Consider the following 23,311-nt stretch of genomic DNA (forward strand, 5'->3'; position numbering starts at 1 on the left):
GATGGTACGAGTACCTTCTACCCAAAGATCGCCGGTTGGCGATCACTTGAGGGTGAGCGCGCCCGCGCCACCGGCCAGCACGGCGATCACCGAGAGGGTGGCCAGCGACAGGACGCTCGAGACCAGGATGGTGTCGCGGGGCAGTTCGGTGGGCCGCCCGTACTCGGCGGCGTAGACGTAGGTGTTCTGCGCGGTGGGCAGCCCGGCGAACAGGACGGCCGCGAACAGCGCGTGGCCGTCGAGATGAAGCAGGAACCGCCCGACCAGGAACGCCACCAGCGGCTGGACCAGCAGCTTGAGCGTCACCACCGGAGCGACCCGGCGCCAGGCGACGGCCGAGCCGTTCAGCGACATGCCCAGCGCGAACAACGCCAGCGGCACCGCCGCGCCGCCGAGCAGGTTAAGCGGCCGCATCACGGGTTCGGGCAGCTGCCAGCCGAGGGCGGACATGCCCAGACCGAGCACCGAGGCCACCACGATCGGCATCCGCAGCGGGGCCAGCAGGGAGGAGCGTTCGACGCCCAGGCCCAGGAAGATCAGCGGAGACATCACCAGCACCTGGAAGATCAGCACCGACACCACGAAGGTCGCGTCGTGCAGGACGTACAGGCCGATGGGGATGCCGAGGTTGCCGGCGTTGACGTAGGCCGACGACATCGCCCCGATCACCCGGTCGGGCAGCTTGCCGCGCAGCGTCACGAGCGCGAGCACGCCGACGAAGACGGTGCTGATCGCGAAGGCGAGCAGCGGCCGCGGCTGGATCTGGCTGAGCGGTGTACGGCTGAGCGTGGTGAACAGTACGGCGGGCATGGCGATGGTGAACGTGAACCCCGTGAGCGCCTGCTGGAACTGCCCGCTCGCCACCCGGAAACGCCCGGTCAGCCACCCGAGAGCGCCGATGATCCAGATGGGGGTGAACGCCGTCACTACCGTAAGCATTGGACACACCGTACCGATCGCCGAAACGCGCGCCGAGGGCGGGTCGTCCTGCGGAGTCCTGGTCAGCGGCGGGGTCGGCCGAGACGCACAAGCGCGGGCCGACCTTGATCGGTCGGCCCGCGCGATATCGGGGGGCTTACCAGCCGCCGCCGTGGAGCTGGCCGCGCACCGCGCCGCCGGGGAACTCGCCGGTGTGCAGGTTGACGTACCAGTTCTTCGGGTTGTGCTTGATCCCGCCGGCCACCTTGGCGGAGGTGCTCGCCGTGCCCGCGATGCCGTTGATCCCGGCGGGCAGGCCGTTGGCGGCGCTGAAGAAGTTCACGACCACGGGGCCGTTCTTGCCCTTCTTGCCGCGGTGGATGTGCCCGTTCGTCGGCGCGGCGATCTTCTTCCAGGCGGTGGCGAAGTGCACCTGGGTGCCCTTGACCCAGACGAGCCAGGCGGCCCGCCCGTCCTTGTCGCCGACCTTCGTACCGGGCGCCGGGACCTCCTGGCGGCCGTCGGCCGAGGCGGTGAGGGTGGAGCGTGAGCCGTTCGCCAGCACCGACTCGAGCGCCACCGGGTGGATCTTGTAGAGCTGGGCGCGGACGGCGCCGCCGGGGAACTCGCCGGTGTGCAGGTTGGCGTACCACTTCGTGGGGTTGCTCGTGATCCGGTTGAGCAGGCCGGAGTCGCTGACCTTGACGGTCCCCTTCACGGCGCTCAGGCTGCCGGGCAGCGCCTCGCCGAAGAACGGGATCTTGACGTCGCCGTTCTTGCCCGCCTTGCCCTGGTGGATGTGGAACGCGGTCGGGGCGGCGATGTTCTGCCAGCGGATGGCGTAATCGACCTGGTTGCCATGGATACGGAACACGGCGATGGCGCTGCCGTTCTTGTCGCCGACCTTCGCGCCCGCCGCGGGCACCTCGTTCTTGCCCTGCAGCGCGGCGGCCAGGTAGACATCGGAGCTCGTACTCGCCTGCGCCGCGGTGGGCGCGAGGCCACCTGCGACCAGAGCGGTAGCGAGAACCAGGCCGGGGACGGTGAGGATGCGCTTCGTCATGATGACCCTTTCAAGCGCCTCGAGGGTGAGGCTCATAGCTGTGTTGACGCACGGTTGTACGGGGTGCGGCAGCAGCCGGGTTCAACGACGGAACGTGTAGAAATACGCATTGGAAAAGCGCCCAAGATGTTGATTTACCTTGTAAAGGCGCACGCCGCTTATAGCGATCTTGTGGTGCCGGAGATCCGATCTGACTAAGCCGCGTAGACGGGCGCGAGGTCGATGAAGATGCGGTAGTCCGAGATCAGTCCGTCGTCACGAGTGCGCCAGATGGACACGGCCGCGACGCTGACGTCCTTGCCGTCGAGCCGCCGGTAGGTGACCTCGGTCTCGGCGATGGTGTCGGCGTCCACCTGCCAGCTCCTGACGATCCGGTGCCGCAGGCCGCCGATGGTGGAGAAGAACGTCCGCAGCCCGGCGGCGATGGCCGCGCGCCCCACCGTCGGCTCGGCGTTGCCGAACACCAGCGTGGCGTCCTCGGTCAGCAACTGGGCGAACTTGTCGGGGTCGAATGTGTCGACCACCTGGAAAACGCGTCGCGCCACATCGTCGGACATGCTGATCATTCCTTACGTGGTCGTCGGGGCCGCTGGTGAGGACGATACGGAATCAAGCGCCATGCGCAACTGTCACGAAGGTGGTTGTCTCGTCGCCGGGTGAATCGGCTGATCGTTCGCCGCGAATTCCTGGCTCCTGGTGAATAACGGATAGGCGATCTATGTTTGGTCTGATCGTGCGACCCTCACAAAGATGTTCGCCAAGGAGATGTTCACGGTGAAGAGACTTCTCGAAGGAACCCCATTACGCACCGGTGTCGTCGCGGCCGTCGCGCTGGCCGGTGGCCTGCTGACCGCTTCCCCAGCCGCCGCCACCGTGGCCGGCGAGCGTACCGTCGCTTCGGTTTCTCAGACGGCCGATTCGGCCGCCGCTTCGCGTCCTCGCAATGGCAAGATCCTGTACGACCGCGTCAGCGGCGGCCAGGGCACGCTCAAGATCAAGAACGGCACCTCCAGGGACGGCGTCGTCACGCTGGTCAAGGGCAGGACCAAGGCGATCAGCATCTACGTACGCGCCAGATCCAGCGCCAGCGTCAGGGACGTCAGGGACGGGACGTACCGGGTCTACTTCACCACCGGCTCCCGGTTCAGGGTGTCGAAGGGCAGGTTCAGCCAGAGCGCCGTGTACCAGCGGTTCAACGATCGGCTGAGGTTCACCACGACCGCCACCTCAAGGAGCGTCTGGACTCTGACCCTCAACCCGGTCAGGGGCGGCAACGCGCGGACCACCTCGATCAACCCCAAGGACTTCCCGGCGTGAGCGCGCGGCCGGCCGTCAGGGCGCAAGGCGGCCACCGGAGCGCCTGAGCTGCCGTGAGATCCTTCTTTCGTGACGACGACCGAGCCCGCCGAGCCGACCCCGCGCCGTGGTCGTGGCCGTCCCGGCTACGACCAGGCCGCGATCCTGCGCACCGCCGTGGAGCTGTTCAACCGCAAGGGGTACGACGCCACGAGCATGGGAGACCTGGCCAAGGAGCTCGGACTGACGAAGCCGGCCATCTACCACCACGTCACGAGCAAGGAGCAACTGCTCAGCCAGGCATTGGACGACGCTCTCGACGAGCTCACCGCCGTCGTGACCGCGGCCGCTCGCGATCGGGCCGGGGCGACGGCGTACGAACGCCTGCGTGAGGTGGTGCGGCGCAGCGTCGAGGTGCTCGTGGCACACCAGCCCTCCGTCACGCTCCTGCTCCGGGTGCGCGGCAACAGCGGGATCGAGCTGGCCGCCCTGGAGCGGCGTCGCTGGCTCGACGACCGCCTCGCCGCGCTCGTCGCGGACGCCGTCGCGGAGGGCTCGCTGCGCGACGACGTACCGCCGACGCTCGTGAGCCGGCTGCTGTTCGGCATGGTGAACTCGCTGGTCGAGTGGTATCGCCCGGACGGTGTGTACGACGCGGCGACGGTCGCCGACGCCATCACGGTCATAGCCTTCGACGGCTTGGCCCGCCACCAACCCTGAACTCCCCGCGCGACCCGCCGACACTGAAGTCTCAGCCCACGCGACCGACACTGAAGTCTCAGCCCGCGCGACCGCGCCCACCTCAGCGCCTGCCTGCTCACCACACATAAAAGCCCTGGCCCGTCTTGCGGCCCAGATGCCCGGCGGCCACGAGGTCGCGCAGGATGCGCGGCGGTTCGAAACGGGGTCCCAGCTCGCGCGCCAGGTGTTCGGCGATCGCGAGCCGCACGTCGAGTCCGACTACGTCGGTGGTCCGCAGCGGTCCCATCGGGTGGCGGTAGCCGAGTGTCATCGCCGTGTCTATGTCGGCCGCGCTCGCGACGCCCTCCTCCAGCATTCGCATCGCCTCGAGCGCGAGGCAGACGCCGAGGCGGCTGCTCGCGAAACCCGGCGAGTCCGCGACGGTGATCGGCGTCTTGCCGAGGGCCGTCACCCACTCCTGAGCCCGCGTCACGAGCGCCGGCTCGGTGTGAGGCCCGGTGACGATCTCGACGAGGTCGCTCACCGGGACGGGGTTGAAGAAGTGCAGCCCGAGAAAGCGGCCCGGCGAGGCCAGAGCGGCGGCGAGCCCGCCGATCGACAGGCTGCTGGTGTTCGAGGCGAGCACCGCGTCCGGCGCCCGCCGCTCGACCAGGGCGAGCACCTCGGTCTTGAGCGCCGCGTCCTCCGGAACCGCCTCGACGACGAGCTCGCACGGGGCCAGGTCGCCCGGATCGGTGGTCGTCCGCAGCCGGGCCAGGGCGTCCGGGAGCGGGATCTCGAGCTTGCCTTTGGCGTGGGCCTTGGCCAGGCTGTCGCCCACCCGGGCGTTGGCCTGGTCAGCCGCTTCGGGGCCGTTCTCCACGACGATCACGTGGCTGCCCGAGGCCAGGAACGCGTGCGCGATCCCGGACCCCATCCGCCCACCGCCGAAGACACCCACCGTCCGTGGCAGGGCACCACTGGTCGCGTACTGCGTCTGCGTCTGCGTCTGCGTCTGCGCCTGGGCGTCGCCGGTCATGAGCTTCGCTCCTGTCGCCGGTTCAGGAATGCCGTCATGCGGGTGTGTTTCTCCTCCGTCTCGAACAGGACCGCCTGCGCGACGTCGTCGACGAACGGGTGCGCGGCCCGCGGGGCGTGGAAGACGGCCTTGGTCAGCCGCGTCGCCAACGGTGCCCGCGCGGTGATGCGGTCGGCGAGCCGATGTCCCGCGGCCAGCAGGTCTTCGGGCTCCACGACGTCGTTGAGCAGGTACACGGCCCGCGCCTCCTCAGCCGTGAGAACACGGCCCGCGAGCAGAATCTCCTTGGCCAGGGGTTCCCCGACGAGCTCGGCGAGGCGCCAGGCCGCGCCGGCCGCCGCGACGATGCCGAGGTCCGTCTCCGGGTTGCCGATCCGCGCGCGCGGCGTGCCGATGCGGAAGTCGCAGGCGTACGCGAGCTCGGCCCCGCCGCCCAGGGCGTACCCGTCGATGAGGGCCACGGTCGGCATCGGCAGCCGGTGGATGCGGTCGAAGATCTTCGAGTTGATGCCCCGCAGCGCGTCGTCCCGGTTCCGCTCGCGGAGCTGGGCGATGTCCGCTCCGGCCGCGAAGGCCGGCCCCTCGCCGGTCAGGAGTACGACGCGCGGCTCCTCTTCGACGGCGGCGCACGCCTGGTGGAGCGCGGCGACCAGCTCGCGGTCGATCGCGTTGCGGACCTCGGGCCTGTTGAGCCGCCACACGACCCGGTCGGCCCCTTCCTCGACGATCAGCGTCATGGCCGCTCCACCAGGAGAGCGCTGCCCTGGCCGACACCGACGCACATGGTCGCCAGCCCGCGCCGGCCGCCGGAGCGTTCGAGCCGGCCGAGCAGGGTGACGAGAATCCGGGCCCCGGACGCGCCCAGCGGGTGCCCGAGGGCGATGGCTCCGCCGTCGGCGTTGACCACGTCGAGGTCGAGCCCGAGATCGCGGACGCAGGCGAGGGACTGCGCGGCGAACGCCTCGTTGAGCTCCACGGCGTCGAGGTCGTCCACGCTCCACCCGGTACGCTCGAGCACCTTGCGGGTCGCCGGGACCGGGCCGATCCCCATGATCTCCGGCGGCACTCCGGCGTTCGCCGCCGCCACGAGCCGGGCCCGCGGGGTCAGGCCGGACTGTTCGAGGAAGCGCTCGCTCACCACGACGACGGCCGCGGCGCCGTCGTTGAGCGAGCTGGAATTGCCGGCGGTGACGACCCCGTCAGGACCGTTGACCGGTCGCAACCGGGCCAGCCGCTCCAGGCTCGTGTCCGGCCGCGGCCCCTCGTCGACGTCGACGACGCCTGCGCCGACCGGTACGGGGACGATCTCGTCGGTGAACCAGCCCTCCTTGATCGCCGCGACGGCCCGCTCGTGGGAGCGCAGCGCGAACGCGTCGAGCTCGTCGCGGGTCAGACCCCAGCGCCGTGCCACCGTCTCGGCGGTCTGCGGCATGGAGGCGGTCGTCGCGGCGTCGAAACGGGGGTTGGTGAACCGCCAGCCGATCGAGGTGTCGAAGGACGCACCCGGCTTGGCGAACGCCTTGGCCGGTTTCTCGGTCACCCACGGCGCCCGGGTCATCGACTCCACCCCGCCCGCGACGACAACATCGACGTCACCCGCCGCGATGAGGGCGCGCGCCGTCGCGACCGCGGTGAGGCCGGAGGCGCAGAGCCGGTTGACCGTGAAGCCGGGCACCGTGTCGGGCAGGCCCGCCAGGAGAGCGGCCATCCGGGCGACGTTGCGGTTGTCCTCGCCGGCCTGGTTGGCCGCGCCGAAGACCACCTCATCGACGAGACCAGGGTCGATGTCCGCCCGTGCGACGGCCTCACCCACGACGAGGGCGGCGAGATCGTCGGGGCGGACGTGGGCCAGCGCGCCGCCGTAGCGGCCTATCGGCGTCCGTACGCCGGAGACGACGAAGGCTTCGGTCACGAAGAGCTCCTGTGATCGGGAAACGCAGAGAACATCGGACAGTGAAAAGCGAAGGTCAGGCGTCGTAGTCGACCGTAACGTTCTCGCTGACGGGAAACGTCTGGCAGGTGAGCACGAACCCGGCCGCCACCTCGGACTCTTCGAGGGCGTAGTTACGGCGCATGTCCACCTCACCCTCGCGAACGACCGCGCGGCACGTCCCGCAGACCCCACCCTTGCAGGCGAACGGCAGGTCGGCCCGCGTCGCCTGGGCGCCGTCGAGGAGCGTCGTCTCCCGGGAGACGGTAGAGGTCGTACGCAGGCCGTCGAGCACCGTCGTCAGCACGCTGCTCGCGCCGGTCGTCATCCTGTCCGCCCGCCGCGGCGGTGGCGGGGGCGCGTCGGCATAGAAGAGTTCGACGTGGACGTTCCGCGCGGGGACGGCGAGTTCGGTGAGTACGGTCCGCGCGTCCTCGACCATGCGCAGCGGCCCGCACAACCAGACGTGATCGAACGTCTCAACCGGAACCAGCTGGGTGAGCAGGCGACGCAGCCGGTCGCCGTCGAGCCGCCCCGAGAACAACTCGACCTCGCGTGGCTCGCGCGACAGCACGTGGACGACCTGGAGCCGAGGTCCGTACCGGTTCTTCAGGTCGCCGAGTTCCTCCGCGAACATCACGGTACGGCTCGTCCGGTTGCCGTACAGAAGCGACACCCGGGCGCCGGGATGGGCCAGCACCGTGGAGGCGACCGACAGCATCGGGGTGATGCCCGACCCGGCGGCTATGCACAGGTGCCGCTCTCCCAGCGCCGGGTCGGCCCGCCACGAGCCGGTCGGGGCCTGCACCTCGATCCGCGTTCCCGGCACCACCTCGTGGACGAGCCAGGAGGAGAAGAGCCCGTCCGGTATCTCGCGGACCCCGATACGCGGCGGGGCGCCGGCCGGTGCGCAGATCGAGTAGGACCGCCGGTGCTCCTGACCGTCCACGAACCGGCGGAGGGTGAGCGACTGCCCGGCCCGGAAGTCGTACACCTCGCGCAACTCCTCCGGCACCGCGAACGTGATCGCCACGGCGTCCTCGCACAGGTGGTCGACCGCCGCCACGGTCAGCTGGTGGAAAGCGGCGGACGCCCGGGTCGTCGCGCGGCCGGGCGCGAGCGTGCTCATCTCATATCTCCTTGACATGCTCGAACGGCTCAAGGCAGTCGGTACAGCTGTAGAGGGCCTTGCAGGCGGTGGCGCCGAATTCGGAGACCAGGCGGGTGGCCGTCGAAGCGCAGCGCGGACAGGCCGGGGCGAGCCGCCGCGGCCCGAGCGTGAGCGCCACCGGCCCACTCTGCCGACGGGCGGGGCCGGGGGCCGACAGCCCGGCCTCCCGCAGGGCGGCCCGTCCCCGCTCGGAGATCCAGTCGCTCGACCAGGGAGGGTCGAGCACGACACGCACCTCGACATGGGGGAATCCCGCGTCGGTCAACCGATGGACCAGGTCGTCGCGCATGGTGCCCATGGCCGGGCAGCCGGTGTAGGTAGGGGTGATCGAGGCGACCACGACCTCGTCGCCGTCCGCTGTCCGCTCGACGTCGACACCGCGCAGCACACCGAGATCGGCGAGGGTCAGCATCGGCATCTCGGGATCACGCACCTGCCCGGCGACCTCGACGGCCCGCTCTCGGCCACTCACGGGCACCCCCTCAAACCCGGCGGCTCGCTCTTGGGCGGTCACCAGCGCCCGCTCGGGTGTGCGCGTGCGACCACCTGCATCTCGGCGAGCAAGCCGCTGAAAGCCTCGGTGTGCGTGCCGTGCCGCCCGCCGTCGCCCGCCAGGGGCGGACGGTCCGGGCGGACGACGCCGCTCATGGCGAGCACCTGGTCGAGGATGCCGTCCACCTCAGCGCGGACGGTCGCGGGGTCGACACCGACCCCGGCCCGCGCGAGCGAGCGCTCGACGGGATGCGTGGCGACCAGTTCCGGCTGGTACGGCCACAGGTCGCCGAAGGCGGTGACGAGTCTGCGGCGCGACTCCTCGGTGCCCTGCGCCAGCGTGAGGAACCAGCGAGCCGCCCAGTCCCGGTGGTAGGTGAGCTCCTTGACGCCCTTGGCCGCCACGTGGGCCAGCACCGTGTCGGTGCTCGCGCGCAGCCGTTCCAGCAGCGCGAGCCGCGCCACCGAGAACAGCAGCAGACGTACGACGACGTGCGCGAAATCGCCGTTCGCCACCTCGGCCAGGCGCACGTTGCCGAACTGCCCGGCGTCACGGAAGAACGCCAGCGCGTCCTCCGCGGGCACCGGCGAGCCCTCCGGGAGGGCGGGCACGACGCCGGGGTCGGCGGCGGCCGCCCGCGCCAGGAGCAGGCGCGCCTGCCCGAGGAGGTCCAGGGCGATGTTCGCCAGGGCGATGTCCTCTTCGAGGTCCGGCGCCCGGCTGCACCACTCGGACAGGCGCTGCGACATGATCAGCGCGTCGTCGCCGAGCATGAGGCAGTACGCGGCGAGTTCGGCGTGGTCGACGCCTTCGGGCACCGTCGTGTCGACGCCGGCCAGCGGGTCCTCGAAATCGGTGCCGAACGCCCACTGCGCGGAATCCCCGCCGATCAGGCCGTCGAAGACGCTGCCGTGGTCGTCGCTCATGGTGGTCCGCCTTCCGGACGTGTCGGTGGATTGAAGTGGACTGGATGGATCGGGTGGCTCGGACTGGGCTGAATGGTCTGGATGGGCGGAAGAGTGGTCGGCCGGGTCACATGTGCGGCACGTTCTCGGGGATCTCGTAGAACGTCGGGTGCCGGTAGACCTTGTCGCCGTTCGGCGCGAACAAGGGATCCTTCTCGTCCGGGCTGGAGGCCGTGATGGCGTCGGCCCGTACGACCCAGATGCTCACGCCCTCGTTGCGCCGCGTGTAGACGTCGCGCGCGTGCCGCAGGGCCATCGCGTCGTCCGGGGCGTGCAGCGACCCGACGTGGACGTGGTTGAGCCCGCGCTTGCTACGGACGAACACCTCGTAAAGCGGCCATTCCCGCCGGTCGGGGCTCATCGCGCACCGCCCTCGTCGGACGGGCCTACCGATGTCGAGCCGTTCGCTTCGGCGGATCGGTTCGCGAATGCCGACGCCGCCTCGCGTACCCAGGCACCGTCCTCGTGGGCCGTCCGGCGGTGCCGCAGACGTTCGGCGTTGCACGGCCCGTCGCCGCGGATGACCGCGGCGAGCTCCGCCCAGTCCGGGTCGCCGAAGTCGTGGTGCCCGCGCTCCTCGTTCCAGCGCAGGTCGGGGTCGGGCAGCGTCACCCCGAGGGCGTCGGCCTGCGGGACCGTCATGTCGACGAAGCGTTGGCGCAGCTCGTCGTTGGAGTTGCGCTTGACGCCCCACGCCATCGACCGCGCGCTGTTGGGGGACTCGCCGTCCGGCGGCCCGAACATCATCAGCGACGGCCACCAGAACCGATCGACCGACTCCTGGACCATGGCACGCTGGGCGTCGGTGCCGCGCATCATCGTCATGAGCAGCTCGTAGCCCTGCCGCTGGTGGAAGGACTCCTCCTTGCAGATGCGGATCATGGCGCGCCCGTACGGTCCATAAGACGTGCGGCAGAGCGGCACCTGGTTGCAGATCGCGGCTCCGTCGACGAGCCAGCCGATCGTGCCGACGTCGGCGTAGGACAGCGTCGGGTAGTTGAAGATCGAGGAGTACTTCTGCCGGCCGGCCAGCAGCAGCTCGGTCAGCTCGAGGCGGGAGACGCCAAGGGTCTCGCACGCCGAGTACAGGTAGAGGCCGTGCCCGGCCTCGTCCTGCACCTTGGCCAGGAGGATCGCCTTGCGGCGCAGGGATGGGGCGCGGCCGATCCAGGCGCCCTCGGGCTGCATGCCGATGATCTCGGAGTGCGCGTGCTGGGCGATCTGGCGTACGAGCGTCCTGCGGTAGTCGTCCGGCATCCAGTCGCGGGGCTCGATCCGGTCGTTGCGCGCGATGGTCGCGTCGAACCCGGCCTGCAGCCGCTCCTCCAGTTCCGGCTCCGCCGGAGTCGTGGTCATCGTTCCTCCGAGACATCGGTGACATCGGTCGTATTTACTTATCGCTCGGTCAGTAATACCATCGCATGGGTCGGGGGTCCCGCGCAACAGGTCGCGGTGACGGGGAATGTTCTAGAGGACCGATGCCCCCCGCCAACCGCGGAACCGCAGAACCGCAGAGAGGAGACAGCGTGAGCGCGCTGCTGGAGAGCTACGCCGCCGGACGGTGGTTCCGGGCGGCGGACGACGGGCAACCTCTGCTCGACGCCGCCACGGGTGAGGAGGTCGCGCGAATCTCAAGCCGGGGGCTGGACGTCGCCGCGATGGTCCGGCACGCCCGGGACACCGGCGGACCCGCGCTGCGATCCCTGACCTTCCACGAGCGGGCGGCCCTGCTCAAGGCGCTGGCCAAGCACCTGATCGCGCGGAAGGAGGAGCTCTACGCACTGTCCGTACGGACCGGAGCCACCTCACGGGACACGATGGTCGACGTGGACGGCGGCATCGGCACCCTGTTCAGCTACGCGAGCAAGGGAGTCCGCGAGCTGCCGAACGACACGGTGTTCCTCGATGGCGGCCTCGAACGCCTGGGCAAGGGTGGCACCTTCGTCGGCCAGCACGTCTACACCTCGCGGCCGGGTGTCGCGGTGCAGATCAACGCCTTCAACTTCCCGGTCTGGGGCATGCTGGAGAAGCTGGCTCCGGCCTTCCTCGCCGGGCTGCCGTCGATCGTCAAGCCCGGGAGCCAGACCGCGTACCTCACCGAACTCGCCGTCCGGCTGATCATCGAGTCGGGGATCCTGCCCGAGGGGACGCTCCAGCTCGTCGCCGGCGGCGCGGGTGGCCTGCTCGACGAGCTGACGATCCAGGACTCCGTCGCCTTCACCGGCTCGGCGCACACGGCGGGCGTCCTGCGCCGCCACCCGAACGTGCTCGACGGCGGCGTCCTGCTCGGCGTCGAGGCCGACTCGCTCAACTGCTCGATCCTCGGGCCGGACGTGCTGCCGGATGATCCGGAGTTCGACCTGTTCGTCAAGGGCGTCGTCACCGAGATGACGGTCAAGGCGGGTCAGAAGTGCACGGCCATCCGCCGGGTGCTCGTACCCGAGGCGATGGCCGACCAGGTGGTCGACGCGCTCACCGCCCGCCTGGCGAAGGTGACCGTCGGCGACCCGCGCAACCCGGACGTACGGATGGGCCCGCTCGCCGGGCTCGCCCAGCGCGACGAGGTGCGCAAGGCCGTCGAAGCGCTCACGGCGGGTGCCGAGGTGGTCTTCGGCGACCCCGAAGGCGCGGCCCTGCTCGACGGCGACCCCGAGCGCGGCGCCTTCATGACCCCGCTCGTGCTGCGCGCGCGCCCCGGCGCCGGCGAGCCGCACGACGTGGAGCCGTTCGGCCCGGTGAGCACCGTGCTCACCTACGACGGCGTCGAGGCGGCCGTCGCCCTGGCCGCACGGGGCAAGGGGAGTCTTGTCGCCTCCGTCGTCACCCACGACCCGCAGGTCGCGCGGTCCGTCGTGCTCGGGCTGGCGCCCTGGCACGGTCGCGTCCTCGTCCTGGACAGGGACGACGCCGGGGAGTCCACCGGGCACGGCTCGCCGCTGCCCGTCCTGGTCCACGGCGGCCCCGGCCGGGCCGGGAGCGGTGAGGAACTCGGCGGCATCCGAGGGGTTCTGCACCACATGCAGCGCACCGCCGTACAGGCATCCCCGGACCAGCTCACCGCGATCACCGGACGGTGGACGACGGGCGCCGCGCGCGTCGACTCCGGTGTCCATCCCTTCCGGAAGTCCCTGGCGGAGCTGCGCGTGGGCGACACGATCGCCTCCGCGCCGCGGACGGTGACGCTCGCGGACGTCGAGCACTTCGCCGAGTTCACCGGGGACACCTTCTACGCGCACACCGACGCCGCGGCCGCCGCGCGGAACCCGCTGTTCGGCGGCATCGTCGCCCACGGCTACCTCGTCGTGTCCCTGGCCGCCGGTCTCTTCGTCGACCCGGCACCCGGACCGGTCCTGGCGAACTTCGGCGTCGACGGACTCCGCTTCCTCACCCCGGTCAAGCCCGGCGACGCGATCGACGTGGCGCTGACCGTCAAGCAGATCACTCCGCGCGGCGGCGCGGACTACGGCGAGGTCCGCTGGGACGCCGTCGTGTCCAACCAGGACGGCCAGGCGGTCGCCACGTACGACGTGCTGACCCTCGTGGCGAAGACCTGGCCGGCGACGTCCGCGCCGGAGGCCTGACATGTCCGCACCCAGCCAGGACGCGACCCCGGTCGTCCTCGAACGTGACGCGACCACGGTCATCTTCGAGCGTGACGGGGCCGTGGCCGTTCTCACCCTGAACCGCCCGGATCGCCGCAACGCGCTGGACGCCGGGACGAAGACGGCGTTGCGCCGGGCGCTCGAGGAGGCCGCGTCCGACGACGCCGTCCGTGCCGTACTGCTGACCGGCGCGGGCAGCGCCTTCTGCGTCGGTCAGGACCTCGCCGAGCACGCGGCCGCCCTGCGCGCCGACGCGGAGCACGCGTTCGACACCGTCGAGGAGGACTACGCGCCGATCATCCGGCTCGTGGCCACGATGGGCAAGCCGGTCGTCGCGGCCGTCAACGGTACGTGCGTCGGCGCGGGGCTGGCCCTCGCGCTGGCCTGCGACCTGCGCGTCCTCGCCGAGGAGGCCGTCTTCGCGACGGCGTTCACCGGGATCGGGCTGACGTGCGACTCCGGGCTGTCCACGACGCTCACCCGGGCGGTCGGCGAGGCCCGGGCCAAGGAACTCGTCCTGCTCGGCGAGTCCTTCACCGCTCAGCAGGCCGTCGCGTGGGGGATCTCCGGTCGCGTGGTCCCACGCGCGGACGTCGGTACGGCGGGCCGTGAGCTCGCGGCCCGGCTCGCGGCTGGGCCGACCGCCGCCTACGCCGCGTCCAAGCTGCTGATCGCACAGTCCTGGGGCCGGGACCTCGGGACGGTGCTCACGGCCGAGGCGCACGCCCAGGCCCAGCTGGGCCTGACCGCCGACCACACCGGAGCGGTCGAGGCGTTCCTCGCCAAGCGCAAGCCCGCCTTCGAGGGGCGCTGAGCTCGCGCCTCTCCGGTACGGCGTTCGCCCCGGTCACCAGTGAGGTGACCGGGGCGAACGCGGGCTGCCGGACCTGGGCTCAGCCGTGGGAGGCCCGCTGAGCGGATGCGGCGTGGGCGAGGTCGATGGCGGTCCACGCCATCGCGGTGGCGCCGTCCAGGACCGCTCTGTCGGCGGCCGGAGTGGCGCAGGCCGCGGTGAACTCGGGCTGATGGTTGACCGCGGGCAGGCAGTCCAGCCCCAGCATGGGATGGATGCTGGGAACGACATGGGAGACGTTACCCATGTCCGTGGCCGCGCCGGCCGGAGCACCGCCGGGCAGGTCCGGGAAGACGCGCCCCAGCGCCTCGGCGTTGGCCCGGTACAGCCGGAGCATCCCCGCGTCGGGCCGCAGGTCGGCGTAGTCGGGGCCCAGGGGAGTGACCGTCAGCTCGCACCCGGTGGCCACCGCTCCCGCCTCGAAGCACCGCCGCACGCGTGGCTTGAGCTCGGCCAGGGCCTCCAGCGTGGAGGCTCGGACGATCCACCGCCCGTGGCTGGCGTCGGGGATCACGTTCGGCGCGGTGCCGGCCTGGGTGACGATGCCGTGGACGCGGTCACCGGCGCCCGTCTGCTGGCGCAGCAGCCCGATCGCCACCTGCGCGACGGTCATCGCGTCGGCGGCGTTGACGCCCAGCTCCGGGTACGCGCCCGCATGGGCGGGCTTCCCCCGGTAGGAGGCCTCGAACTGGGCGACGGCCGAGCCGGGCATCGCCGCCATCTCGACCGCGGCGGGATGGACCATCATCGCCGCGTCGAGCCCCGCGAACGCGCCGCGCTCCAGCATGAGGATCTTGCCGCCGCCGCCTTCTTCGGCCGGAGTGCCGAGGACGGTCACCGTCAGTCCGAGATCGTCGGCCAGTCCGGCCAGTCCGACTGCGGCGCCCACTGCCGCGGCGGCGATGATGTTGTGCCCGCAGGCGTGCCCGATCTCGGGCAGGGCATCGTATTCGGCGCAGATCCCGATGTGCAGCGGACCCGTTCCCACGCTCGCCCGTACGGCGGTGGGCAGGTCGTAGCAGCCGTGCCGGACGTCGAAACCGGCGGCGCTCAGCGCGTCCGCCACCCACGCGCTGGCCCGCGTCTCCTCGAAGGCCGGCTCGGGGTGGGAGTGGATGCGATGGGACAGCTCGACCAGGCGGCTGCTCCAGGCGCCGACGGCGTTGGCGGCATGCCGCTTGGCGCCGCCCGCCGCCCCACCTTTCACCCCAGCCACGTCCCCGGCGCCCATTCCCGCTGAGTCCACTCCCCTTGGGTCCGTCACGCGGACGGGGCGGTGTGGATCGAGACAGGGCGGGTGGCCGCGTCATAGGCGGCCCGGGACCCGGTCGCCCCCATGCCGCTGTCACCCGCCGGCTCGTACAGCCGCTCGGGCCCGCCCCCCTGCCACTGGTTGACCCACACGACCCCGGCCGGGATGTCGCGAGCCGCGGCCATGTGCGCCGGGTCGTTGGTGTACACGGTGGCGGCGAGGCCGAAACGGGTGCCGGCCGCCTTCTCCAGCCCCTCCTCGAAGGAGGAGACGACCTCGACCGGGGCGAGCGGGCCGAAGGTCTCCTCGGTCATGACCAGCATGGAGTCGTCCACGCCGGTGAGCACGGTGGCGGGGTAGAAGAAGCCCTTGCCCTCGGGCACGGTCCCGCCCGTGCGGACGGTGGCGCCGCGGTCGACCGCGTCGGTGACGTGCCGGTCCACGATGTCGCGCTGACGCCGGTCGACCAGCGGGCCCAGCACCGTGCTCTCGTCGCGCCCGTCTCCCAGGGCGTAACCGTTGGCGACCTCGACGAGGGCGTCGACGAACGCCTCGGCGATGTCCTGGTGCACGTAGACGCGTTCCATGGACGTACAGATCTGGCCGGAGTTGGCGAACGCGCCGAACGCGACCGCCGCGGCGGTCGCGGCCGGGTCGACGCCCGCGTCCACTACCACGGGGTCCTTGCCGCCGAGTTCGAGGATCGCCCGGTGCAGCAGGGCCCCGCTCTCCGCGCCGACCCGGCGTCCGGCCTCGACCGAGCCGGTGAAGTGGACGAGCCCGATCCGTTCGTCCGCGACCAGCGGCGCGCCGGCCCGGGAGTCGCCGAGAACCAGGTTCACCACGCCGGCCGGCAGGTCCATCAGTTCCAGCAGCCGTACCGCCGACATGGGGGAGCGTTCGGACGGCTTGAGCACGACGGTGTTGCCCGCCGCCAGCAGCGGGCCGAGCGCCCCCAGCGCCATGGGCACCGGGAAGTTCCACGGCACGATGACCGCCGTGGCGCCGAGCGGCTTACGCAGGATCGTGGTGGCGCTCCCGCCAGGACCGGCGACGGTCTCCTCGAACGGATAGTCCAGGGCCTCGGCCACCGCCGCCTTGAATCCTTGCGCCGCGCCCCCGATGAAGGTACGGCCGAGCGCGACGGGCTTGCCCATCTCCCGGCATTCGAGCTCCGCCAGCTCCCCGGCGTGCTCGGCGATCGTGTCCGCCCACCGGGACAGGCGCTCCACGCGCTCGGCGACCGGCAGGGCCGCCCAGGCCGGCTGCGCCTGGACGGCCGCGTCGACGGCCAGGCGGACGTCCTCCGGCGAGCCGCCGGGGGAGCGGCCGACGACCTCTTCGGTCGCCGGATCGATCACGTCGTGGAACGCGTCACCACGGGAGTCCTCCCACATGCCGCCGATCAGGTTCTGCAGGGTCTTCACGAAATGGTGCTCCTTGCGAAGTAAGTGGGGGCGGACTCAGCCGAGGCGGTCGGCCATGAGCTCGCCGACCATGATCGCTGCCAGGTTGGTGTTGGCCCGTGGGACCGAGGGGAAGATCGAGGCGTCGACCACGCGCAGCCCGTCGACCCCCAGCACGCGGCACGACGGATCGACCACCGTGGCGGCGTCACCGGGTGCGCCCATCCGGCAGGTGCTGGTGCCGTGCTGGGCGTCCACCGCGGTGGCCAGGAGGTGGTCGTCGAGTTCGGCCTCGTTGTCCAGCACCGCGAACAGGCGGCTGTTGCGGGCCTCGACCGAGCCGTCGAGGATCGGGGCGACCTCGGGCCCGCGCGCCATCTCGACCAGGGCGCGGACCCCCTGGCGCAGCCGCTCCAGATCGCGGGCGTCCGACAGCATCCGCTCCCGCACCTCGGGCTGGGCTTCGGGGTCGGCGGAGGTCAGCGACAGTACGCCGCGCGAATGGTTCTGGTTCAGCCACACGCCGAAGCCGCCCGCCGGGAACCGGGTGTCGGCGGCCTCCATCGACAGGACGTTCTGGTTCAGCGAGACGAACATCATGTCGTGCGGCAGACCCCTGGGGCCGCTGGTGTAGCGGACGCAGACATTGGTGTGGCGGTCGTCGGCCGTCTTGATGGCGGCCTCCGAGGTCAGCGGCAGCTCGACGACGATCATCGGATGGTCCTGCATGCCGAGGCCGACCGGCAGGTCCCGGCGTACCGTGATCCCCAGCCGGCGCAGGTCGGCGGCCGGGCCGACCCCCGACCGCAGCAGGATCGCGGGGGAGTGGATGACGCCCGCGCTGAGCACGATCTCGTCCGCGTACTCGGTCGTCGCCGTCCCGTCCACGATCACCCGGACGCCGGTGGCGCGGTCGCCGTCGAACACGACCTGGTCCACCAGGGCTCCGCCGCGTACGGTGAGGCCGGGCAGGGACCGGCCCGGTTCGAGGTAGCCGTCGTTGACCGTGACCCTGCGCCCGGCGCGGGAGTTGATCGGGTAAGGCGAGACCCCGCTCGCTCCGGGCGCGTTCACGTCCGGCGCCCACGGGTGTCCGGCGGCCAGCGCGGCGGCCGACAGGGCGGAGTCCACCGCTCCCCACTGCTCCCGAGGCATCCGGAAGATCGGTGTCGGCCCGCCGCGCCCGTGGTACGGCTCGTCCCCGAACTCCGCGTCGTCCTCCAGCTTCGCGAAGTAGGGCAGCACGTCTTGCCATGACCACCCGGCGCACCCCGCCGCGGCCCAGTCGTCGAAGTCCTCCACCGGCGGGCGGATCGCGATCTGCCCGTTGATCGACGAGCTGCCGCCCACCCCACGCCCGCGCCAGTACGGCGCCTGCGCCTGCTTGTCGGTCCGGGAGGAATTGACGCCCATCCAGACCAGGCCCTCGGTGGCGCTGGGATCCAGCAGCGCCCGGACGGGGTTCGGCGACCGCCACGCCTCGTGCATCTGCGCCGACCGGTAGTCGGGCCCGGCCTCCAGCAGCAGGACGCGCTTGCCCCGCTCGGCGGAGCGGACGGCGAGTGCCGCGCCGGCGGAACCGGCTCCCACGACGATGATGTCCCAGCCCGTGCCTGTCACGGCGAACCTCCTGCATTCAGGCAGCGCGGCTCCAGAGATGCCCGAACCGCTGTTAGCCGGTAGACTGCCCTCCAGCGGAAAGTTCAGTCAATAGTGAAAGTTCATTTTTTTCTGAGCGATGGGAGTCCGGTGGTGTCCAGCCCCGTCGGCGACGATGCGGTGAATCCCCTGATCGACGACTTCGGACTGCACATCGGCCGGGCGATGGGCTGGCCGCCGATGGCCGGACGGGCCGCGGGCGTCCTCATGCTCAGGGAGGCGCCCATGACGATGACGGAGCTGCAGGAGGCCCTGGACGCGAGCAAGGGCTCGGTGTCGGAGACGACGCGCCTGCTGATGGTCAGCGGAACCGTGCGGCGCTTCAAGCAGCCGGGTTCCCGGCAGTACGTCTACGAATGGCGCGACGACGCCTGGAGCGGCTGCCTGCAGCACCAGCTGGAGCAGACGACCGAGTTGCTGACCCTGGCCGAGAGCGCGCGGCGCCGCGCCGCCGACCTGCCCGAGCGGCAGGGGGCGCGCCTGCGGGAGATGCACGAGTACTACACCTTCATGGTGCGCAGCCTCGACGCGCTCCTGGAGGAGTACAAGGCGTCCCGGGAAACACGTTAGCTCTCCCGTGCCCCCCAGTCCGTGCCCCGCCCACGGGCCTCGTCGAACACCAGCCAGGTGCGGGTGGCCCGGACGCCGGGGACGTCCTGGATGCGTTCCAGCACCACCTGCCTGAGCGCCGCGTTGTCCGGCGTCCTGACCAGGACCAGGACGTCGTAGTCGCCGCCGACCATCGCGAAGTGCTCGACGTACGGGATGCTCCGGAGCCTGGCCGACACCGTACGCCAGGAGTTCTGCTCGATGGTGACCGAGACGTACGCGCTGGTGCCCAGACCGGCCTTGTGCGGGGCGAGTTCGGCCGTGAAGCCGGTGATCACTCCGTCGTCCATCAGCCGCGTGAGGCGGGCGTAGGCGTTGGCGCGGGAGATGTGGACGCGCTCGGCGAGCGTCCGCATCGACATCCGGCCGTCGCGTAGCAGCTCGGCGATGATCGCGCGGTCCACCCCGTCCAATTTGCTGGCCGAATGTCCCGGCCAGCCCCCCTCAACGCCCTCGTCGGCTGACATTTGGCCCTCCCCGCGTCCCCATTGAACCCATTTGTCGCTCATCATGCCTGATGTCTTGAACAGATGGTTCTGGAGGTCGACGCTTTCCTTGTCAAACGTCCAGAGAAAGAGAGCGTCGCCATGTCCGTGCGGACGCGCCGTCAAGCGGTCGACGGCCTTCTCCCCTCACCCGAGCCGGTGCGCTTCATCGCCGAGGACGGTACGGCCGTGCGAGCGCCCGCCGGTTACCCGGCGCCCGCCGATGAGCAGTTGCTGGAGGCGTACCGCCGGATGGTCCTGGGCCGCCGCTTCGACCGTCAGGCCACCGCGCTGACCAAGCAGGGCAGGCTCGCCGTCTACCCGTCCAGCCGCGGGCAGGAGGCCTGCCAGATCGCCGGCGTGCTCGCGCTGCGCGAGGACGACTGGCTGTTCCCCACCTACCGGGACTGCGTGGCCCTGGTCTCCCGCGGCATGGATCCCGTCGAGGTGCTCACCCTGCTGCGGGGCGGCTGGCATTGCGGGTACGACCCCGCCGCCACGCGGGTCGCGCCGCAGTGCACGCCGCTGGCCACCCAGACCATCCACGCGGTCGGCATGGCCGAGGCCCTGCGCCGCAAGGGCGAGGACGGCGTCGTCATGGCCTTCATCGGTGACGGCGGCACCAGCGAGGGCGACTTCCACGAGGCGCTCAACTACGCCGCGGTCCTCCACGCCCCCGTCGTGTTCTTCGTACAGAACAACAAGTACGCGATCTCGGTACCCCTGGCCAGGCAGACCGCGGCCCCCGCGCTCGCGTACAAGGGGATCGGCTATGGCATCCCGTCCGAGCAGGTGGACGGCAACGACCTCGTCGCGGTGCTGTCCGTCCTGACCGAGGCCGTGCGGCGGGCGCGGACCGGCGGCGGCCCCTTCCTGGTCGAGGCGCACACCTACCGCATGGACGCCCACACCAACGCCGACGACGCCACCCGGTACCGGCAGACGGAAGAGGTCGAGCGGTGGGAGTCGGCCGACCCCCTCGCCCGCCTGGAGACCTATCTGCGCGGCCGGGGCCTCCTGGACGCCGAGGCCGTCGCCGCCGCGCACGCGGCCGCCGAGGAGTACGCCGCCCGCCTGCGCGACGAGATGAACGCCGACCCGGAGACGAACCCGTTCGAGCTGTTCGACCACGTCTTCGCTGAGCCCACACCCCAGCTGCGCGAGCAGCGGGCGCTGCTGGCGTCCGAGCTGACCGCCCCGGAGGACTGACATGACCACGATGACGATGGCGCAGGCGCTGAACACCGCGCTGCGGGACGCGCTGCGCGAAGACGAGCGGGTTCTCGTCTTCGGCGAGGACGTGGGCCCGCTGGGCGGCGTCTTCCGCGTCACCGACGGGCTGACCAAGGAGTTCGGCGAGGATCGGTGCTTCGACACCCCGCTGGCCGAAGCGGGGATCGTGGGCCTGGCCGTGGGCATGGCCATGGGTGGGTTCCGCCCGGCGGTCGAGATGCAGTTCGACGCCTTCGCCTACCCGGCCTTCGAGCAGATCGCCTCACACGTGGCCAAACTCCGCAACCGCACGCGCGGGCGGCTGTCGTTGCCGATGGTGATCCGGATTCCGTACGCGGGCGGCATCGGCGGTGTCGAGCACCACTGCGACTCCAGCGAGGCCTACTACGCGCACACTCCGGGGCTGAAGGTCGTGACCCCCGCGACCCCGGACGACGCGTACTGGCTGCTGCGCGACGCCATCGCCGACCCCGACCCGGTGATCTTCATGGAGCCCAAGCGCCTGTACTGGTCCAAAGGCGACATCACGCCCGCCGACCGGCGGGCCGGGGGGTTCGGGCAGGCGGTGGTACGGCGCGAGGGACGCGACGCGACGCTGGTCGCCTACGGGCCGAGCGTCCCCGTGGCCCTCCAGGCCGCCGAAGCCGCTGCCCAGGACGGCATCTCCCTGGAGGTGGTGGACCTGCGGACGATCGTCCCGTTCGACGACGCGACCGTCGTGGCCTCGGTACGCAAGACCGGCCGCTGCGTGGTGGTCCAGGAGGCCCAGGGGTTCGCCGGGGTGGGCGCGGAGATCGCGGCCCGCGTACAGGAGCGCTGCTTCCACTCCCTGGCCGCCCCCGTGCTGCGTGTCTCGGGATTCGACATCCCGTACCCGCCGCCCATCCTCGAGCACGCGCATCTGCCCGACGTCGACCGGATCCTCGACACGGTCGACCGGCTCCAGTTCGGCGACGAGCCCGATCTCCTGCACCTGGCTCGGGAGGCGTCATGACGACCACTGCCGCGCGGCAGGTGTTCCGGCTGCCCGACCTCGGCGAGGGCCTGACGGAAGCCGAGATCGTCGTATGGAAGGTCGCCGTCGGCGACAGGGTCGAGATCGACGAGATCGTGGTGGAGGTCGAGACCGCCAAGGCGGCCGTGGAGGTGCCGGTCCCCTTCGCCGGGACCGTCCTGCGGCTCCACGCGCAGGCGGGCACCGTCCTGACGGTCGGCGAACCACTCATCGAGGTCGGCCCCGCGGCCGCCGACAAGGACACGGCCACCGTCGACCAGGACACGGATCCCGCGGCGGCCCGCTACCGCGAGGAGGAGCAGGCCGGCTCCGGCAACGTCCTGATCGGGTACGGCACCGGCCGCACGTCCGGCACGCGGCGGCGCCGGGGCGGCTCCCGGCGCGCCGACCGCAAGACCCCCGAAACGGCACTGGAAGCGTCCGCCGCTCCTCTTGCCGCCGGACCCGAGCTTGCCGCCGGACCCGAGCTTGCGACTCGACCGGAGCGTGCGGCTCAACCCGAGCGTGCGGGCGAGCCGGAGCTTGTGGCCGAACTCGAGCTTGCGCCGGAGCGCGCGCCGCAGCACGCACCGGGACAGGCGCCGCGCGTGGTCTCGCCGCTCGTCCGCCGGATCGCCCGCGAGCACGGACTGGATCTCGCCGCCATCACCCCCACCGGGCCTCGCGGCGTGATCCTTCGTCGCGACGTTGAGCAGGCCATCGCCGACCTCGGCAAGGCACCCGGGGACTCCGCGGCATCGCCCGCGCCCCCGCTCTCCGCGACGGGAACGGCGTCCGCGTCTGCGCTGCCTGCGACGGGAACGGCGTCCGCGTCTGCGCTCCCTGCGACCGGAACGACGCCCGCCTCTCCGGGCGGCGCGACAGGAGCGGTGCCGCCCGCGTCTGTGCTCGGCTCGGCCGGGACGGCGTTGACGGCGGAGCGCATCCCCCTGCGCGGGCTGCGGCGGGTGGTGGCCGACAAGCTGGCCCGCAGCCGCAGCGAGATCCCCGACGCCACCACCTGGGTGGACGTCGACGCTACCGGCCTGCTCGCGGTGAAGGACGCGCTGCGCCAGGACCGCCCGGAGCTCGGCATCGGCCTGCTCGCGCTCCTGGCCCGCATCTGCGTGGCCGGCCTGCGACGCTTCCCCGAGCTGAACTCCTCGGTCGACACCGCCCGCGCCGAGATCGTCCGGCACGGTCACATCAACCTCGGCTTCGCCGCGCAGACCGATCGCGGTCTCGTCGTGCCGGTGGTCCGGGACGCGCACCTGATGACGACCGCGGAACTCGCCGCGGAGCTGACCCGCCTCACCGGCCTGGCCCGCTCGGGCGGACTGCCTCCCACGGCGCTGACCGGGGGTACGTTCACGCTCAACAACTACGGGGTCTTCGGCGTGGACGGATCCACCCCGATCATCAACCATCCCGAGGCCGCGCTCCTCGGCGTCGGCCGCATCATCGACCGCCCCTGGGTGACCGGCGACGCGGTCGTACCCCGCAAGGTCACCCAGCTGTCACTGACCTTCGACCACCGCGTCTGCGACGGCGGCGCCGCCGGCGGCTTCCTGCGCTACGTGGCCGACTGCGTGGAGAACCCCGCGATCCTGCTCGCCCACGTGTAGCGACCGGCACAGACGTGTAGCGACCGGCCCCGAAAGG

Annotated in this window: 23 protein-coding genes; 8 read left to right on the forward strand and 15 right to left on the reverse strand. The window is 71.4% G+C overall.

Going from position 1 to position 23,311, the window contains the following annotated elements; all coding sequences use genetic code 11:
• Positions 1 to 42: 42 nt before the first annotated feature.
• The 3 genes from AB0C30_RS33240 to AB0C30_RS33250 form a co-directional block, all read right to left on the reverse strand.
• Complete coding sequence (locus tag AB0C30_RS33240; RefSeq protein WP_357952068.1) at positions 43 to 939, reverse strand: AEC family transporter; 897 nt, start codon at positions 937 to 939, stop codon at positions 43 to 45.
• 136 nt (positions 940 to 1,075) lie between these two features.
• The gene (locus AB0C30_RS33245; RefSeq protein ID WP_357952069.1) at positions 1,076 to 1,981 is read right to left on the reverse strand and encodes a CHRD domain-containing protein; all 906 of its coding nucleotides are present in this window, start codon (positions 1,979 to 1,981) and stop codon (positions 1,076 to 1,078) included.
• A gap of 194 nt (positions 1,982 to 2,175) precedes the next feature.
• Positions 2,176 to 2,538, reverse strand: coding sequence for a nuclear transport factor 2 family protein (locus AB0C30_RS33250; protein WP_357952070.1), 363 nt, complete (start codon positions 2,536 to 2,538; stop codon positions 2,176 to 2,178).
• Positions 2,539 to 2,755: 217 nt separating this feature from the next.
• On the opposite strand from AB0C30_RS33250, the gene AB0C30_RS33255 reads away from it, so the two are divergent.
• Both AB0C30_RS33255 and AB0C30_RS33260 read left to right on the forward strand, forming a co-directional pair.
• Positions 2,756 to 3,298 carry a hypothetical protein gene (locus AB0C30_RS33255; RefSeq protein ID WP_357952071.1) on the forward strand — a complete coding sequence of 181 codons (543 nt, stop codon included), beginning with the start codon at positions 2,756 to 2,758 and terminating at the stop codon, positions 3,296 to 3,298.
• 69 nt (positions 3,299 to 3,367) lie between these two features.
• Positions 3,368 to 3,997, forward strand: coding sequence for a TetR/AcrR family transcriptional regulator (locus AB0C30_RS33260; RefSeq protein WP_357952072.1), 630 nt, complete (start codon positions 3,368 to 3,370; stop codon positions 3,995 to 3,997).
• Between the two features lie 97 nt (positions 3,998 to 4,094).
• Here the strand turns inward: AB0C30_RS33260 and AB0C30_RS33265 are convergent, their stop codons facing one another.
• The 8 genes from AB0C30_RS33265 to paaA all read right to left on the reverse strand — a co-directional run bounded on the left by AB0C30_RS33265 (position 4,095) and on the right by paaA (position 10,912).
• Complete coding sequence (locus AB0C30_RS33265) at positions 4,095 to 4,997, reverse strand: 3-hydroxyacyl-CoA dehydrogenase family protein (protein WP_357952073.1); 903 nt, start codon at positions 4,995 to 4,997, stop codon at positions 4,095 to 4,097.
• Positions 4,994 to 5,734 carry an enoyl-CoA hydratase/isomerase family protein gene (locus tag AB0C30_RS33270; protein WP_357952074.1) on the reverse strand — a complete coding sequence of 247 codons (741 nt, stop codon included), beginning with the start codon at positions 5,732 to 5,734 and terminating at the stop codon, positions 4,994 to 4,996. The genes AB0C30_RS33265 and AB0C30_RS33270 overlap by 4 nt, the downstream gene beginning before the upstream one ends.
• Positions 5,731 to 6,909: a thiolase family protein gene (locus tag AB0C30_RS33275; RefSeq protein ID WP_357952075.1), complete on the reverse strand. Its 1,179-nt coding sequence runs from the start codon at positions 6,907 to 6,909 to the stop codon at positions 5,731 to 5,733. The genes AB0C30_RS33270 and AB0C30_RS33275 overlap by 4 nt, the downstream gene beginning before the upstream one ends.
• 55 nt (positions 6,910 to 6,964) lie before the next feature.
• On the reverse strand, positions 6,965 to 8,056 hold the full coding sequence (paaE, locus tag AB0C30_RS33280) for a 1,2-phenylacetyl-CoA epoxidase subunit PaaE (RefSeq protein ID WP_357952076.1): 1,092 nt from the start codon (positions 8,054 to 8,056) through the stop codon (positions 6,965 to 6,967).
• A 1-nt stretch (position 8,057) separates the two neighbouring features.
• Positions 8,058 to 8,570 carry a 1,2-phenylacetyl-CoA epoxidase subunit PaaD gene (gene paaD / locus AB0C30_RS33285; protein ID WP_357952077.1) on the reverse strand — a complete coding sequence of 171 codons (513 nt, stop codon included), beginning with the start codon at positions 8,568 to 8,570 and terminating at the stop codon, positions 8,058 to 8,060.
• Between the two features lie 38 nt (positions 8,571 to 8,608).
• A complete protein-coding gene (gene paaC, locus AB0C30_RS33290) occupies positions 8,609 to 9,517 on the reverse strand; it encodes a 1,2-phenylacetyl-CoA epoxidase subunit PaaC (RefSeq protein ID WP_357952078.1) in 909 nt (302 codons plus the stop codon).
• 106 nt (positions 9,518 to 9,623) lie between these two features.
• Positions 9,624 to 9,917 (reverse strand): 1,2-phenylacetyl-CoA epoxidase subunit PaaB, encoded by a 294-nt coding sequence (gene paaB / locus AB0C30_RS33295; protein WP_357952079.1) that lies wholly within the window; start codon positions 9,915 to 9,917, stop codon positions 9,624 to 9,626.
• A complete protein-coding gene (gene paaA / locus AB0C30_RS33300; RefSeq protein ID WP_357952080.1) occupies positions 9,914 to 10,912 on the reverse strand; it encodes a 1,2-phenylacetyl-CoA epoxidase subunit PaaA in 999 nt (332 codons plus the stop codon). Before paaA ends, paaB begins: the two co-directional genes overlap by 4 nt.
• 170 nt (positions 10,913 to 11,082) lie before the next feature.
• Here paaA and paaZ point away from each other — a divergent pair, with 170 nt between their 5' ends.
• Both paaZ and AB0C30_RS33310 read left to right on the forward strand, forming a co-directional pair.
• Entirely contained in the window at positions 11,083 to 13,137 is a 2,055-nt protein-coding gene (gene paaZ, locus AB0C30_RS33305; protein WP_357952081.1) for a phenylacetic acid degradation bifunctional protein PaaZ, read from the forward strand.
• Between the two features lies 1 nt (position 13,138).
• Positions 13,139 to 13,972 (forward strand): enoyl-CoA hydratase-related protein, encoded by an 834-nt coding sequence (locus AB0C30_RS33310; protein WP_357952082.1) that lies wholly within the window; start codon positions 13,139 to 13,141, stop codon positions 13,970 to 13,972.
• Positions 13,973 to 14,051: 79 nt separating this feature from the next.
• Here AB0C30_RS33310 and AB0C30_RS33315 read toward each other — a convergent pair whose 3' ends face one another.
• The 3 genes from AB0C30_RS33315 to AB0C30_RS33325 are packed head-to-tail and all read right to left on the reverse strand — an operon-like array spanning position 14,052 to position 18,289.
• Positions 14,052 to 15,218 (reverse strand): M20 family metallopeptidase, encoded by a 1,167-nt coding sequence (locus AB0C30_RS33315; protein ID WP_357952083.1) that lies wholly within the window; start codon positions 15,216 to 15,218, stop codon positions 14,052 to 14,054.
• 53 nt (positions 15,219 to 15,271) lie between these two features.
• The gene (locus AB0C30_RS33320) at positions 15,272 to 16,690 is read right to left on the reverse strand and encodes an aldehyde dehydrogenase family protein (RefSeq protein WP_357952084.1); all 1,419 of its coding nucleotides are present in this window, start codon (positions 16,688 to 16,690) and stop codon (positions 15,272 to 15,274) included.
• A gap of 36 nt (positions 16,691 to 16,726) precedes the next feature.
• Complete coding sequence (locus AB0C30_RS33325) at positions 16,727 to 18,289, reverse strand: GMC family oxidoreductase N-terminal domain-containing protein (RefSeq protein WP_357952085.1); 1,563 nt, start codon at positions 18,287 to 18,289, stop codon at positions 16,727 to 16,729.
• A 132-nt stretch (positions 18,290 to 18,421) separates the two neighbouring features.
• Here AB0C30_RS33325 and AB0C30_RS33330 point away from each other — a divergent pair, with 132 nt between their 5' ends.
• Positions 18,422 to 18,898, forward strand: a complete 477-nt coding sequence (locus AB0C30_RS33330) for a hypothetical protein (RefSeq protein ID WP_357952086.1) — start codon at positions 18,422 to 18,424, stop codon at positions 18,896 to 18,898.
• On the opposite strand, the gene AB0C30_RS33335 is transcribed toward AB0C30_RS33330, so the two are convergent.
• On the reverse strand, positions 18,895 to 19,404 hold the full coding sequence (locus tag AB0C30_RS33335) for an Lrp/AsnC family transcriptional regulator (protein WP_357952087.1): 510 nt from the start codon (positions 19,402 to 19,404) through the stop codon (positions 18,895 to 18,897). The genes AB0C30_RS33330 and AB0C30_RS33335 overlap by 4 nt on opposite strands.
• A gap of 120 nt (positions 19,405 to 19,524) precedes the next feature.
• On the opposite strand from AB0C30_RS33335, the gene pdhA reads away from it, so the two are divergent.
• The 3 genes from pdhA to AB0C30_RS33350 are packed head-to-tail and all read left to right on the forward strand — an operon-like array spanning position 19,525 to position 23,274.
• Entirely contained in the window at positions 19,525 to 20,631 is a 1,107-nt protein-coding gene (gene pdhA / locus AB0C30_RS33340) for a pyruvate dehydrogenase (acetyl-transferring) E1 component subunit alpha (protein WP_357952088.1), read from the forward strand.
• Position 20,632: 1 nt separating this feature from the next.
• Positions 20,633 to 21,649, forward strand: coding sequence for an alpha-ketoacid dehydrogenase subunit beta (locus AB0C30_RS33345; protein WP_357952089.1), 1,017 nt, complete (start codon positions 20,633 to 20,635; stop codon positions 21,647 to 21,649).
• Complete coding sequence (locus tag AB0C30_RS33350) at positions 21,646 to 23,274, forward strand: dihydrolipoamide acetyltransferase family protein (protein ID WP_357952090.1); 1,629 nt, start codon at positions 21,646 to 21,648, stop codon at positions 23,272 to 23,274. Before AB0C30_RS33345 ends, AB0C30_RS33350 begins: the two co-directional genes overlap by 4 nt.
• Positions 23,275 to 23,311 lie beyond the last annotated feature (37 nt).

Source organism: Nonomuraea sp. NPDC048901, assembly GCF_040649695.1.
In the GTDB taxonomy this organism is placed as follows: Bacteria; Actinomycetota; Actinomycetes; order Streptosporangiales; family Streptosporangiaceae; genus Nonomuraea.